Annotated in this window: 15 protein-coding genes; 7 read left to right on the top strand and 8 right to left on the bottom strand. The window is 58.1% G+C overall.

The genetic code is table 11. The annotated features are described in order from the left end of the window. Nucleotides 1-6 precede the first annotated feature (6 nt). Together IPK17_RS01100 and IPK17_RS01095 are read right to left on the bottom strand one after the other, a co-directional pair. A complete protein-coding gene (locus tag IPK17_RS01100; protein WP_343415823.1) occupies nucleotides 7-1260 on the bottom strand; it encodes a DUF58 domain-containing protein in 1254 nt (417 codons plus the stop codon). An 11-nt stretch (nucleotides 1261-1271) separates the two neighbouring features. Next, complete coding sequence (locus IPK17_RS01095) at nucleotides 1272-2279, bottom strand: AAA family ATPase (protein ID WP_343415822.1); 1008 nt, start codon at nucleotides 2277-2279, stop codon at nucleotides 1272-1274. Between the two features lie 146 nt (nucleotides 2280-2425). Here IPK17_RS01095 and IPK17_RS01090 point away from each other — a divergent pair, with 146 nt between their 5' ends. The 7 genes from IPK17_RS01090 (at nucleotide 2426) to IPK17_RS01060 (ending at nucleotide 7876) form a co-directional block, all read left to right on the top strand. Continuing rightward, a complete protein-coding gene (locus IPK17_RS01090; protein WP_343415821.1) occupies nucleotides 2426-2785 on the top strand; it encodes a PAS domain-containing protein in 360 nt (119 codons plus the stop codon). Nucleotides 2786-2794: 9 nt separating this feature from the next. After that, on the top strand, nucleotides 2795-3415 hold the full coding sequence (locus tag IPK17_RS01085) for a sensor histidine kinase (RefSeq protein ID WP_343416579.1): 621 nt from the start codon (nucleotides 2795-2797) through the stop codon (nucleotides 3413-3415). Further along, nucleotides 3405-4049 (top strand): response regulator, encoded by a 645-nt coding sequence (locus IPK17_RS01080; RefSeq protein ID WP_343415820.1) that lies wholly within the window; start codon nucleotides 3405-3407, stop codon nucleotides 4047-4049. Before IPK17_RS01085 ends, IPK17_RS01080 begins: the two co-directional genes overlap by 11 nt. Nucleotides 4050-4146: 97 nt before the next feature. Continuing rightward, a complete protein-coding gene (locus IPK17_RS01075) occupies nucleotides 4147-4545 on the top strand; it encodes a response regulator (RefSeq protein ID WP_343415819.1) in 399 nt (132 codons plus the stop codon). 78 nt (nucleotides 4546-4623) lie between these two features. Then, a complete protein-coding gene (locus tag IPK17_RS01070; RefSeq protein WP_343415818.1) occupies nucleotides 4624-4995 on the top strand; it encodes a roadblock/LC7 domain-containing protein in 372 nt (123 codons plus the stop codon). 155 nt (nucleotides 4996-5150) lie between these two features. Further along, nucleotides 5151-6818, top strand: coding sequence for a CTP synthase (pyrG, locus tag IPK17_RS01065; protein ID WP_343415817.1), 1668 nt, complete (start codon nucleotides 5151-5153; stop codon nucleotides 6816-6818). Between the two features lie 11 nt (nucleotides 6819-6829). Continuing rightward, a complete protein-coding gene (locus IPK17_RS01060) occupies nucleotides 6830-7876 on the top strand; it encodes an adenosine deaminase family protein (protein ID WP_343415816.1) in 1047 nt (348 codons plus the stop codon). A gap of 91 nt (nucleotides 7877-7967) precedes the next feature. Here the strand turns inward: IPK17_RS01060 and dnaK are convergent, their stop codons facing one another. From dnaK to IPK17_RS01030, 6 genes are all read right to left on the bottom strand, one after another. Next, nucleotides 7968-9863 (bottom strand): molecular chaperone DnaK, encoded by a 1896-nt coding sequence (dnaK, locus tag IPK17_RS01055; RefSeq protein WP_343415815.1) that lies wholly within the window; start codon nucleotides 9861-9863, stop codon nucleotides 7968-7970. A 213-nt stretch (nucleotides 9864-10076) separates the two neighbouring features. Continuing rightward, complete coding sequence (locus IPK17_RS01050) at nucleotides 10077-10676, bottom strand: imm11 family protein (protein WP_343415814.1); 600 nt, start codon at nucleotides 10674-10676, stop codon at nucleotides 10077-10079. A gap of 293 nt (nucleotides 10677-10969) precedes the next feature. Continuing rightward, nucleotides 10970-11713 carry a response regulator transcription factor gene (locus tag IPK17_RS01045; RefSeq protein WP_343415813.1) on the bottom strand — a complete coding sequence of 248 codons (744 nt, stop codon included), beginning with the start codon at nucleotides 11711-11713 and terminating at the stop codon, nucleotides 10970-10972. Nucleotides 11714-11793: 80 nt separating this feature from the next. Further along, nucleotides 11794-12039 carry a hypothetical protein gene (locus IPK17_RS01040; protein WP_343415812.1) on the bottom strand — a complete coding sequence of 82 codons (246 nt, stop codon included), beginning with the start codon at nucleotides 12037-12039 and terminating at the stop codon, nucleotides 11794-11796. Nucleotides 12040-12060: 21 nt separating this feature from the next. Then, a complete protein-coding gene (locus tag IPK17_RS01035; protein WP_343415811.1) occupies nucleotides 12061-12561 on the bottom strand; it encodes a double zinc ribbon and FHA domain-containing protein in 501 nt (166 codons plus the stop codon). Nucleotides 12562-12570: 9 nt separating this feature from the next. Continuing rightward, nucleotides 12571-14073: a DnaJ domain-containing protein gene (locus tag IPK17_RS01030; protein ID WP_343415810.1), complete on the bottom strand. Its 1503-nt coding sequence runs from the start codon at nucleotides 14071-14073 to the stop codon at nucleotides 12571-12573. Nucleotides 14074-14134 lie beyond the last annotated feature (61 nt).

Raw genomic sequence — 14134 nt, 5'->3', positions numbered from 1 at the left:
ACTTGTTTAGTTCAGTGGCTGCGCCAACGCATTGGCGATGTCGTCGCCTTTGCGCACCACCACGCTCGGAATCTTGCCGAGTCGCAGCATCGCGCGCGTGTCATCCACTTTGCTGCCGCCGCCGAACGAATACGGATCGATCAGTACGCACACCGGGCGGATGCCTTTGCGCGCCAATATCTGCGCTTCGCCAATCCACGACGCATCCAGCGACGACGTGACGATCACCAGTGTTGTGCCGCGCGTCAGGTAGGGCGTTTCCAGCGTCAGCATTTGACCGAGCGTGTACGATGATAGACTCCGCGCGACGGCCAACGTCTGCAATATATGCAGCATTTGTCGGTTGCCGCGTTCGGGTTGATACACCTCGCGGTGCGGCACATACGCCGCGAACCCGAGCGCGCGTTCCTGCTCGATGAAATGCTGCGCCAGCGACGCCGTGATCACCACGCCATATTCTTCGGTTGAGGGCGGAATGCCGATCCCATTGGGAATAACCGGTCCGTTCCCCCGAAGGCGCTGTACGGTTGGCTCTTCGACCAGGGATCCGCGCGAGAAATCCATGAACAACCAGATGTCGACCATCGGGTCGATCTCAAATTCCTTGACCATCAGCCGATCTTTGCGTGCGGTTGATGCCCAGTGGATGCGGTTGAAGCTGTCGCCCGAGGCGTATTCGCGCACACCCGCCGCATTGGTCGTCACATTCTGCGCCCGCTGCCGCTGCGCCTCACCGCCGGAGAGCACACCCATCGGCAGTTGAAAGCGGCTGATCGGCACGGTCGCCGGGTACACGGTCACGCGCGAGGTGGCGGCGAACTTGCGCGGCGAAATGAACAGGCCGAACGGGTCGCCGCTCATAATCGTCAACGGACCAAGTCGGAACTCACCCCGCGTCAGGCACGGCGTTTCGACGTACCAGCGATACTTGCCCCGGATGCCGAGCGACGGCACCACATGGCTCGCGCGGTGTCCCGGCAGCTCGGATTCGTCGCGAACTTCCAACCACAACTTGGGCAGCCACGCCCGGTTATGCACGACGAACGCCTCTTCGAGGTTGCGCCCGACCTGCGCGCGGCGCGCCCGCGTCTTGCGGGCGACGCTCACCCAGCGCACCGACACCCAGGCCCACAGCAGCGAGACGATCAGCAAACCGCCCAGCAAATACGCAAGGTTGAAGAAGATGGCGCGCCCCGTGAACAACCCGGTGAGCAGCGCGCCGATCAGCAGCAAATAGATCGTGTTGCGGCGATTTTGCATGGGGTTCGACGCTATGGGCGCATACCCAGCGCTGAACCGCCGGGGACAGGCGTCGCATTCAGAATGTCCTGCACGATGGTGCGCGCCGAAATATCGCGGATACGCGCTGCTGGCCCCACGATGATGCGATGCGCCAGCGTCGCTTCTGCCAGCGCCTTCACGTCATCCGGTTCGACTGCGTCGCGCCCCGCCATCGCCGCGCGGGTCTGCGCGCAGCGGAACAGTGCCAGTGATCCGCGGGGACTGCTGCCGAGGTACACATCCGGGTGCTGCCGCGAGGCGCTCACCAGCGCGATGATGTACTGCTTGACGTATTCCGACACATACACTTGGCGCGTCGCGTTCTGCGCGGCGATCAATTCTTCGACTGAGACCACTTGCAGCACATTCGCGAGTGGATGCTCATACTGCTGCGACGTGAGAATGCTCATTTCTTCGTGTGGGGTAGGGTAGCCCAACTGGATGCGCATGATGAAGCGGTCGAGCTGCGCTTCTGGCAGCGGAAATGTCCCCTCATACTCGATGGGATTTTGCGTTGCCAGCAGCAGGAACGGCTGATCCAGCGCATAGGTGACGCCATCCACCGTGATCTGCTTTTCTTCCATCGCTTCCAGCAGCGCGGCTTGCGTTTTCGGCGTTGCGCGGTTGATTTCATCGGCGAGGACGATCTGCGCCATGATCGGTCCAGCGCGGAATTCGAACTGCCGGGTCGCTTGATTGAACAGGGAGACGCCCGTTACGTCTGATGGGAGCATATCGGGCGTGAACTGAATGCGGCTGAAACTGCATCCAATCGACTTTGATAACGCTTTCGCCATCATGGTTTTGCCGACGCCGGGGATGTCCTCAATCAGAATGTGTCCTTGGCTGAGCAAGCCGAGCACAGTCATGCGGACTTCATTGCGTTTGCCGACAATCACTTGGCTGACGCTGTGGACGATGCGTTCTGCGACGTTCTGGACGACTTCGAGTCGTTGGCGCGGACGGGCGTTATTGTAGACCTGATTCTGATCGGGCATGCGTTCACCTTACACCTGCGTATCCGTCGAGTGTAACACAGGTTGTGATAATTTTCGAGGCGATTAGCCGCTATACTAGCATATGTGTACGGTGTTTAAGCGACGATCCAATGACTTCTTTCATACGCTTCCAAGACTTCTGCCTGATGGCAGACCGCTTACGTCATCCCCTCGTGATCCAATCTGTCGCGGGACGCTTTGTCTACCTTAATCCTTTCTTTCAGCGACTGACCGGCTATGTACTGGAAGATCTGAGCGATTGTACTCCCGTGCAGCTTGTCCATCCCGATGATCGCCATATCGCGCTGGATGCGTATCAGAAGCTCGCGCAGGGCAGCGGGCAGGCCACTTCGCTCCGCTACCGGGTTCGTATCAAGAACGGCGATTATGTCGTGGTCGAGAACACCATGACGGTCCAGCAGGATGAACATGGCAAAGATGCCTGGATCATTTGCGCGCCGGTCATGGAGACGGTCAGCGAGCAGGCGATTGAACAGGCGCGCTAGTTGGTCGCCATGGAAGAACGGCAGCGCCTCGCCCGCGATTTGCACGATGCTGTCAGCCAGACCTTGTTCTCAGCCAGCGTCATCGCGGAAACGCTCCCCATTCTGTACGACACCAATCCCGACGAAGTCATGAAGGGGCTGAATAAACTCTCTGCGTTGACTAAAGGCGCGCTCGCCGAAATGCGCACGCTGCTGGTTGAACTGCGCCCCGGCGCGCTCACGGAGATCGAATTGAGCCAGCTGCTCACGTATCTTGTCAACAGCTTTCGCACTCGTCTGGAAGGTGAGATCGTGTTTGAAAACGCCGGGTGTGCCAAGCGCATCGACCCAGAGACGAAGGTCAGCATTTACCGCATCGCACAAGAAGCTATGAACAACATTGTGCGCCATTCCCGCGCGACCTTCGTCTCGGTCGAATTGAACTGTAGGCCGGGTTTGGTGGAACTGGACATCCGCGATAACGGTGTTGGCTTTGATGCGCGCGGCATATCTGCCAGCCACATGGGGCTGCGCATCATGTATGAACGCGCCGAATCCAGCGGTCTTGAACTTGACATTATTAGCGTACCGGGTGAGGGCACTCAGGTCCATTTGCAGAAAAACGGAGCAGCGCAGTCTTATGAGCGATGAACACAAAATCCGTATCATGATCGTCGATGACCATCAGGTTGTCCGGCAAGGGTTCGCCGTGTTCCTCAAGGCATTTCCTGATCTGGAATTTGTCGGCGAGGCGGTCAACGGTGAAGAAGCTGTCGAACTCGCGGGCAGCCTCCAGCCTGATGTGATCCTCATGGATATGATCATGCCGCGCTTGGGCGGCGTGGATGCGACTCGCGTCATTCGGGATGCGAATCCGAACATTCAGGTTATCGCGCTCACCAGCTTCACCGATAACAAGCAGTTGGTGCAGGACGCGCTCAACGCGGGTGCCATCGGTTACCTGTTCAAAGATGTCTCGATTGCCGACCTCGCTAAAGCGATCCGTCTTGCCTATGACGGCACGCCGGTGCTCGCGCCGGAAGCCACCCGCATGCTCATTCAGGCCAAGACGCAGCGCAGCCCCAAAGACTACAACTTGAGCAAGCGCGAACTCGAAGTGCTCAGCCTGCTCGTCGATGGCCTGAGCAATGCCGAAATCGCGGATCGCATGTCGGTCAGCTCATCGACCATCAAGTTCCATGTGAGCAGCATTCTCGGCAAACTCGGCGCGGCGACCCGCACCGAAGCTGTCTCGATCGCGCATCAGCAGAAATTGGTGCTCTGAGTAGGGTTGCTGACGGCCAAACCTTTATGCTTGTCTGTTGAGATGTTCCACAAACGCGTCTAGAATTAAGGTATTCGGATGTGTTTGTGGAATCTCAATGATGCCTGCTGAAATTCAAACTGCTGCCCCCGTAAATGCCAAAAGAGTCCTGATTGCCGAAGATAATGCCGACTTGCGCAAGTTGTTTTCGTATGTCTTCCAGAAAAGCGGCTATGCCGTGCACACGGCGGCAGACGGGCAGCGGGCACTCGATTTCCTCAATACGCAGCCACTCCCGGATGTGATCATCCTCGATGTCAATATGCCGTACGTGAGCGGTTTAGATCTGCTGCAGCACGTGCGGGCCACCTCCACCATGAAACATGTACAGGTGATTCTCGTCAGCGGCAATTCGACAGTTGAACATGCGCCGGAAGCCGCGCTCGCTGACCTCATGCTGATCAAGCCGGTGAGCCCCAATGATCTCGTTACGCTCGCAGATCGGCTCATCATCTGAAGAACCCTAACTTGCCGTTTGAACCTCCTCCTGTATAATAATTCTGACAGTATCGACCCCGAACAGGAGCAGCACCCTATGCCAAGATCGCGGACTGAGTTGATGGTTGATCGGCTTCGAGACCTCCAGGCGACCACGCCGGAAATCGAAGCTTCAGCGGTCGTCAGTGTTGATGGACTCGCGATGGCCTCGTCGCTCCCTGCTAACATTGAAGAAGATCGTGTCTCCGCGATGTCGGCGGCGATGCTCTCGCTCGGCGAACGAATTGCTTCGGAACTCGGGCGCGGTGAACTGGATCAGGTGTACATTCGTGGTGAAGACGGACTCGTCATCCTGATGTCCGTCGGGGAAGAAGCGGTGTTGACGACTCTTGTGCGTGAAGGCGCGCGCCTCGGTTTGATCCTTCTTGATATGCGCCGGACCGCCGACGATCTCGAACGCCTCGTTTAGCGAGGTCATTACCTTAACCCTCACAGAAGTCAGTTCGGCGGGGCACTCATCCACCCCGCCGCATTTTTGTATTGTGGCTGTGTCTAGGCGGTGGCGCTCCTGCGCCCACCGGAATTTCTCTTGTATTCGCTGAGTATGATCTTTTCGGGGAGACGATGAGCGCGAATCCCAAGTATATCTTTTGCACCGGCGGGGTGGTCAGTTCCGTAGGGAAGGGTGTCACCGCCGCCGCTATCGGGACGATTTTGAAGGCGCGCGGCTTGAAAGTGGCCGTGCAGAAACTTGACCCGTATCTGAACGTCGATCCGGGGACGATGAGTCCGTTTCAGCATGGTGAAGTGTTCGTGACCGCGGACGGCGCGGAAACCGACCTCGACCTCGGCCACTACGAACGGTTCATCGACGAAAACCTCAACCGGGGCTGCAATGTGACCGCGGGGCAGGTCTACAGTTATGTTATTGAAAAAGAGCGGCGCGGTGACTACCTCGGCGGCACGATTCAGGTCGTCCCGCACATCACCAATGAGATCAAGCGTCGCATCGTGCTGGTCGGGCGCGAGAACAATGCGGATGTCGTCATCGTCGAAGTTGGCGGCACGGTCGGCGATATCGAAGGCCTCCCGTTCCTCGAAGCCATCCGCCAGATTCGCCAGAGTATGAATCGCGCTGACACGCTCTATGTGCATGTGACCTTCCTGCCGCACATCGGCGCGACCGACGAACTCAAGACTAAGCCCACGCAGCACAGCGTGGCGGAACTGCGCGGCATCGGCATCCAGCCGCACGTCATCATTGCCCGCACTGACCACGACGTGACCAAAGATGTCGTCAACAAGATTGCGTTGTTCTGCGACGTAGACGAACGCGCGGTGATACCTCTCAAGACCGTTGATTTGCTGTATGATGTGCCGCTCATCCTCGAAGACCTCGGCTTAGGCGATTTCATCATGGATCACTTCGGTCTCAAGCCGCCTGCGCCGCAGTTGGACGAATGGCGCAAGATGGTTCGCCGCATGCGCGAAGTCAAAGAGGTGGTGCGCGTTGGCATTGTTGGCAAGTATGTCGAACTGCACGACGCCTATATGAGCGTCAAAGAGGCGCTGTTCCACGCTGCCAGTAAATGCGATCACAAGCTGGAAATCGTGTGGATACCTTCGGGTGACCTCGAAAAAGACAAGGGTTGGGATCTCGTGCGCAGCGTCGATGCGATTGTCGTGCCCGGCGGGTTCGGCTATCGTGGCGTCGAAGGTAAAGTCCTGGCGGCGCGCTTTGCACGGGATAACAAAATTCCGTATCTCGGCTTGTGCCTAGGCATGCAGACCATGTGCATTGAATTCGCGCGCAACGTCCTCAACGTGGAAGATGCGACCAGCTCTGAATTCGAAGGCAGTGGCGATACACATGTTATTGATATGATGATCGAACAGCGCGGCATCACCGATCTTGGTGGTACAATGCGTCTCGGCATCTATCCGTGCCATCTGACGCCCGGATCAGCCGCCGCTGCCGCCTACAGCGCGGTCGGCGCGATTGATCAGCCTGTGCAGGAACGTCATCGCCACCGGTTTGAGTTCAATAACAACTTCCGGCAGGCTTTTCAGGATAATGGCATGGTCTTCAGCGGCCTCAGCCCGGATGGGACGCTGGTCGAAATCGCGGAAATTGCCGATCACCCGTTCATGGTGGGCAGCCAGTTCCATCCAGAATTTCTCAGCCGTCCGAATCAGCCGCACCCGTTGTTCCTGCGGCTCATCCAGACGGCCATCCAGACGAGCCACACGCCTACACATGAACGCGAACCAGAGAACGTTACCGGAAAGTGAGGTAGAAATTTATGTCGGTCGCAAGTTACTTTCAGGCGATCCCCAAAGCCGAAGTCCTGATCCAGTTTGAAGGGGCGCTGCCGAAAGCCAGTCTCGTGGGGCTGGCGGATCGCAATGACATCGCCGAAACGCTTAAGCATTTCAACGACTGGATCAAGCTGCTTGACCAGCCTGATCCCAAGCGCATGCAGGACATTTTCAAGGTCACAAGCACGTGGTTTCTCCACGGCGAAGACCTGACGCGTGCCGCCTATGACCTCGGCACTTGGCTGGCGAAGCAGAACGTGCGCTATGCCGAAATCATGGTTAATCCGACGTTCTACGTCGAGCTGCCGTCGCAGATCGAAACATTCTTCGCCGCCCTCAACGATGGCCGGGATCGCGCCAAGCGCGCCTGGGGCATCGACATCGCCTGGATTCTGTCCGCCCCTCGTGAAGACTCGCGCCGCGCTGACGACTATGCCCGCTGGGTGAGCACCGCCGTTGCCAAACGCGCCGGGGTGATCGGCTTGGCCTTGAGTGGTCGTGAAGATATGGCCGCGCTGCCCTCGTTTGAACGGGCGTTCCGCGCGGTGGAGAAGAAAGAAATTCCGCGTGTGGTTCGCGCTGGTGAACTGGCGGGCGCGGAAGGTGTACGGCAGGCGGTGGAGCACCTCGTGCCCAACCGCGTCGTCGACGGGTGGGGCGTGGCCGGCTCACCGGAAGCGCTCAACGACTTCCGTGATCAGGCGATCACGCTGGCCGTCTGCCCGACGCGTGCGCTCAAGCAGGGTTGGGTCACGGCGCTCGCCGACTACCCGCTGCGCCGCCTCTATGACGAGAATGTGTCGCTGGTGGTCGGTTCCGATATGCCGCTGATGTACAAAACCACGCTGGCGGACGAACTCACTGCGCTTGTTGATCAGCTTGGTTTCACGGTGGAAGAGGCGGAAGACATTGCGCTTAACGGCGTACGCGCCAGCTTCCTGCCGGAAGACGCCAAGTCAGATTTGCTGGCGCAGGTCACCGACGAACTCGCCGCCCTCCGCGCCGAACATCTCGAACCCCAGGCCAAATAAAACCGCAGAGGCAAACAGTACCAGAGTATTTACCTTCTCCTCTGCGCTCTCCGCGTTCTCTGCGTTAGATCGATTTTCTGCTTTTGCCGATTTACGCTTCGGTGAAGTCGCCTTCGACCACATCCTCCGGTCGACCATTCCGCTGCCCTTCGGGATTGTAGCTGCCGCCCGCGTTCGCGCTGTTATCCGCCGCGTACATCTGCTGGGACAGGGCGTAGGTCGCATTTTGCAGCGCGCTCGACGCCTGCTTGATCGCGTTCACGTCGTCGCGCTTGACCGCCTCGTTGACCGCGTTGATCTGCTCTTCGATCGCGCTGCGATCCGCTGCTGGCACTTTGTCGCCGAGCGTCATGAGCGATTTCTCCGCCTGATACACCAGCGCATCCGCTTCATTACGTGCCTGCACCAACTGATGCCGCTGTTCGTCCGCCGCGCGGTTCTGATCCGCTTCGCGCACCAGCCGGTCAACCTCGTTCTTGTTCAAATTCGTCGACGCCGTCACGGTGATCTTCTGCGCCTTCCCGGTCGCCTTATCGGTCGCCGTCACGTTAAGGATGCCGTTCGCGTCGATGTCGAACGCCACTTCAATCTGTGGCATCCCGCGTCCCGCCGGGGCAATCCCTTCCAACCGGAAGTGACCGAGCGTCATGTTATCCGCCGCCATCGGCCGTTCGCCCTGCAGCACGTGGATATCCACCGCCGTCTGACCGTCTTCCGCCGTCGAAAAGATTTCGCTCTTGCGCACCGGGATCGTCGTGTTGCGTTCGATCAGCTTCGTCATGACGCTGCCCATCGTCTCCACGCCGAGGCTCAGTGGGGTCACGTCGAGCAGCAGCACATCCTTCACTTCGCCGCCGAGCACGCCCGCCTGAATCGCCGCGCCGACCGCGACCACTTCATCCGGGTTGACGCTCTTGTTCGGCGCTTTGCCGATCAATTGCTGCACCAGCTCCTGCACCATCGGCATGCGGATCGAACCGCCGACCAGCACCACTTCGTCGATCTGGCTCTTGTTCATGTCAGCGTCGCTCAGCGCCTGGTTGACCGGGCCGCGCAGGCGTTCTACCAGCCCCGCGCTCAACTGCTCGAACTTCGCGCGGGTGAGTGTCGCCGTCAGGTGCTTCGGGCCGGAGGCATCCGCCGTGATGAAGGGTAGGTTGATTTCCGTCTGCACCGTGTTCGACAGCTCGATCTTGGCCTTTTCCGCTGCTTCCTTGAGACGCTGAAGCGCCTGCCGGTCGCCGCGCAGGTCGATGCCCTGTTCGCGCTTGAAGTCGTCCGCCAGCCAGTCGACGATCACCTGATCCCAGTCATCGCCGCCGAGGTGTGTATCGCCGCTCGTCGCCTTGACTTCGATCACGCCGTCGCCCACTTCGAGGATCGACACGTCGAACGTCCCACCGCCGAGGTCGAACACGAGGATCGTCTCGGTTTCCTTCTTATCCAGCCCGTAGGCGAGGCTTGCCGCCGTCGGCTCGTTGATGATGCGCAGCACGTCCAGCCCCGCGATCTTGCCCGCGTCTTTGGTCGCCTGCCGCTGCGCGTCATTGAAGTACGCCGGCACCGTGATCACCGCCTGGGTGACCGTCTCGCCGAGGTACGCTTCCGCGTCTTTCTTCAGCTTGCCGAGGATCATCGCGCTGATTTCCTGCGGCGTGTACGTGCGGTCATTCGCCGGAATGCGAATCCGCGCGTCGTTCGCTGAACCGCCCTCTACTTTGTAGGGCAGATATTTCGTCTCCGCGCCCGCCTCGCTGATGTTCTTGCCCATCAGCCGCTTGACCGAGAAGACCGTATTTTCCGGGTTCACCACCGCTTGCCGCTTGGCCGCCTGCCCGACGATCCGTTCCCCATTCTTCGTGAAGCCCACCACCGACGGCACCGTGCGGCTGCCTTCCGCGCTGGCGATCACGACCGGTTCGCCGTTTTCCAGCACCGCCACCACCGAGTTCGTCGTACCAAGGTCAATACCGACAATTTTCGCCATATCCATTACACCCCTGATTCAGGAGTTAAAAGCCGAAATTGAAAGTTAAGAGTGGAAAGCTTCTATGCCGTCCTTACTTTTAACTTTTCCCTTTTAGCTCGTTCTTTTTACGTTACGAGCTTCATTATAGGTGGGGTGTATATGACGACTGTCAAAAAAACGTAGGAACGGTATAAGAGGTGAAACTCACGGTTACCGATGAGTAGGGCGCGATCAGCACGGCAAAAAGCGAACCCCTGTAAAGCCACTTGCTTCGACAAGCGCCTTCAGGTGGGCAGAAACAATGACTGGAAGCCGCCAATCCTGCAATCGAAAAATGTGATAGTCCTGTGGGACATCTGACCGGATTTTGAGATCAATGATCGATTTGATCTCTCCACCTCGATCTGGTTCAAGATTCGCGTTAAATCGGCTGATATGTCCTGAACGTTCGTAATCGATCCCTTGAATGCTGCGAATGATATTGAGAATTTCAAAACCAGTGATGTCTGTGTCGAGAAACGCTACCGGAATGCGTTGCACAGCGGTTGGATCTGTTTTGCACACAAGATCCGCAAACCGTCGGCTGACGAGGGGTGTGAACGAAGCCGCTTTGAAGGCAAAGTCATCTGGTTGTGTGAAAATTCGCGTGTTCTTCAGTGCGACATAGGGGATCGACTCGAAATAGGTTCCTTGACCAAAGGCACCCACCGTGTAGTAGTGTCCGTCAGCATTGACCGCGTCGCCCGGGAACCATCCAATCGGTGGAGCGTCATCCTGTTCAGGAATATCCAGGTATAACTCGAAGAAACGACTGCTTTCACCAGTGAACATTTAGCCTCTACATCCGGACAATGATCAGGGTGAGGTCAGATCCCCCTCTCTCTTGGGTTCACGGCAGGATAGTTTTAATGCTTCGAGACCATCTTCCCTTAAACGATACGTTGTAGGGACGGCCTTCTGGCCGTCCGCTGACCACGGACGCGCAGAAGCGCGTCCCTACAATGGCTCAATTGTTAAAAGTGTCCTGTCCTCAATTCTCTTGGGAGAGGGGGTAGGGGCGAGGCCGATCTCTTCGGGAGGCTGACGCGGCTTCTTACTCAGTCCTCAGTCCTCATCCCTCAGTCCTATTTCTCCACTTGCCGCTTGAAATCGACAAACCGGTACCCGACCCCGCGCTCCGTGAGGATGTATTTCGGGTTGCTCGGGTCTTCTTCGATCTTCTCGCGCAGGTAGTTGACGTACAGCCGCACGTAATGCGCCTCGTCGCGGTACTCGTAGCCCCACACCTTCGCCAGCAGTTGATCGTGCGGCACGGTCCAGCCCGCGTTCTCGATCAGGTGGTAGAGCAGGCGATACTCCGTCGGGCGCAGCTTGATCCGCTCGCCGTTGACGATCACTTCGCGCCGGTTGAAGTCTACGCTCAGCCGCTCGTCAATGCGCAGCACGGCCTGATCGGGCGAGCTGGACGGCATGTCGAAGCGGCGCATCACCGCTTTGATGCGGCTCGACAATTCGCGCGGGCCGAACGGCTTGGGGATGTAATCATCCGCGCCGAGTTCTAACCCGTAGACCTTGTCGTTTTCTTCACCCTTCGCCGTGAGCATGATCACGGGGATGTTCGTGAACTCGCGCAGCATTCGCAGCGTTTCAAACCCGTCGAGTTCGGGCATCATCACGTCGAGCAGTACAATATCGGGCAGCTTCGTCCGCACCGCTTCCAGCGCTTCAAGTCCGTTGTGCGCTTCCACCACCTGATGCCCCTCGAGCTCGAGGTTCATGCGGATGAAGTTGATCATGCGCGGTTCGTCATCCACTACGAGGATGCGTTTGCCGTCGCGTCCAGTCGCTTTAGGGACTTTACTCGTCATAACGTTCCTTCTTCCTACCCCGACTATATTCCACGCCTTTAGGCGGGGGCAGGGGTGAGGCTACACTCTTTAGCTCTCGGCTAATCATTGCGGAACGGCAGCGGGAAGGCATCGATATCATCTGCCGACGGCAGCACTTCGATGAAGGTGATCCGCCACCACGGAATGATCAGAGTATTGACGCCATCTTCAAGGTTGTCTAGGTCTTTGTCGGCTTTATCGCGCACATTCTTACCCACGAACACGTTATCGGTCGGACGGGGCAGTTCATCAACATCACACTTGATCGGATTTTCGTTCGTTACATGGACAAGAACGGTCTGCATAGCGGCTTGTTCCTATATCAACTACGTATTGAAAAAGATGCGAGCGACCAATTTGCCGAGGCGAATCTCATCACCATCCCGCAGGACGCGTGGTTGTTGGGCGACGAGCCGCTGACCATTGAGGTGCGTCCCATTCGCGCTGCCTTTGTCGATAAGCAGCAGACCGTCTTCGGATCGGACAATGACGGCGTGGATACGAGACACCCCTTTTTCCACCGCATCATAGGGCATCAGATCAACATCCGGTCTGATGTTGTGCTCGGCATCAAGCCGTCCGATAGTGATCTGGTCAGCAGGCTTTAGCACCAGCGGCGTTGATGTGCCGACAATGCGCAGCAAAATGCTCGCGCCGGGCTTGAATTCGGCTGTCCCGTAGCTGGTGCGCCACTCGTAAGCTTCCTCATCGATCTTCTGGGTCGTCAACACCGTTGTGGGCTTATCCTCGGCGAGCGGTTGGCCGCAGTCTTCACAAAAGAAGAACCCTTCGCGGTTGGCATGTTTGCAGAACCGGCACTCCTTCATACAGCCTGCCTAACTTTCGAGTTCGCTGTTACGGATCATTCCGCTCACGAGCGTGCGGGTTTGATACTTGATATTTTTTCGCGCTTCATCGGAGAGCACCGCCGTGTTTTGCACATGAATCGCGTTTTGCCGGACTTCCTCGGCCAGTTCGCCTTCGCCCAGCTGGAACAAGCGTGTTGCCAGCTTTTCGAGGCGGCTGGTCGCTTCGGCGATGTTACCCTGGTCGATGGCCTCCTGCGCGCGTTCCTGCATGCGGTACAGCGTGAGCCGTCCGAGCGCATCCATGATCGCGGGCGGCGTTTCCTCATTGACCGGTGCTTGTGTGATCCCCAGCGAAATGTCGCTCAGTGTCTGATACTTGCGCTGCGCATTCGTCATGATGTCGCCGACCGCCACAATGCGCGCGATCGAGCGGTAGCCCTCCGTCATATCGGGGGGCAGTTCAAATTGCAGAAGCACCGTCGTCAGGCGTCCGATTTGCAGGCTGCCGAGCGGTATATAGCCCGTGTCAATTGAAAGTGGCTGCGGGTTTGGCATCAATTTGAAGGCCGATTCCAGCTTGACGCCCAAATCTGGCGCAATCGAGATCATCAAGCGTTCGGCGAAGCCGTTGGCGAGTCCGCGCACGTGATCATTCAGGAACTGCACGACGGTGCGGGGGGTTTTGATGTGCGTTGACGCGCCCCCCGTCACCGAGGCGAGGTCGTCGAGGAATTTGTCGTTCCACTCGTGCCCTAAGCCCATCGCGCTGATGCTGATGCCTTCTTTTTCGACTTCCGCGGCCAGCGCGAGGCAGCGTTCTTCATCGCCATAGGTGTTGCCATCCGTCAGCAGAATGACATGATTGATCAGGCGCGGCGCGAGGAATTTGCGGTTTTGCTCAATGCCGAGCGCTAGACCCTTGTAAATCTCCGTGCCGCCGAATGCCTTCAACATGCTGATGCGCGCTTTGAGCGCCGGTTTGTCAGCTACCGTGGTCGCCGGAATGACGAGTTCCGCGTGGTCATTGAAGGCCACTACCGACAGAATATCCTGCGGCCCGAGCTGGTCGATGATCCGGTGCGCGGCGATCTGCACCCGTTCGATGCGTCCCGCGTTCATTGAATTGCTCTTGTCGAGCACGAGCGTCAGATTCAAATGCGTTTGGGCGCGAATGAGCTCCTGCACTTCCTCAGCGCGCGGGTCCGCCTGGATCTCAGCCAGCATGTACACCACCTGCGTCTCGCTCAGCGGGTAGATGTTGCGTTTGCTCGGCGTCACACGCAGCGAGAAGGTGAGCGCATCCGGTGACCGCAGTTTCGCCTCGTCATCATAGGCGCGCCGCTCACGTGCATTGTTGAGCGTGTTGTACGCGGCGGTGATGTCCTGAAACTGCGCGGCGGCACCGGGATTATTCCGGTTTGTATCCGGATGCAGTCGCCGTGCTGCCCGCCGGTAGGCATCACGTATCTCGTCTTCTGAGGCATCTGGGGCGATGCCTAGCAACACATAGGGATCAAAGTCGACAGGCATAGGCCGCGCTATCCGAGCGAACTCTTAGTGAGCTTAAGTAAAGTTAACGTCCAACCTCTAG

This window comes from Candidatus Flexifilum breve, from assembly GCF_016713355.1.
The sequence above is the reverse complement of the archived record's forward strand: the minus strand, read 5'-3'. Positions and strand labels throughout refer to the sequence as shown.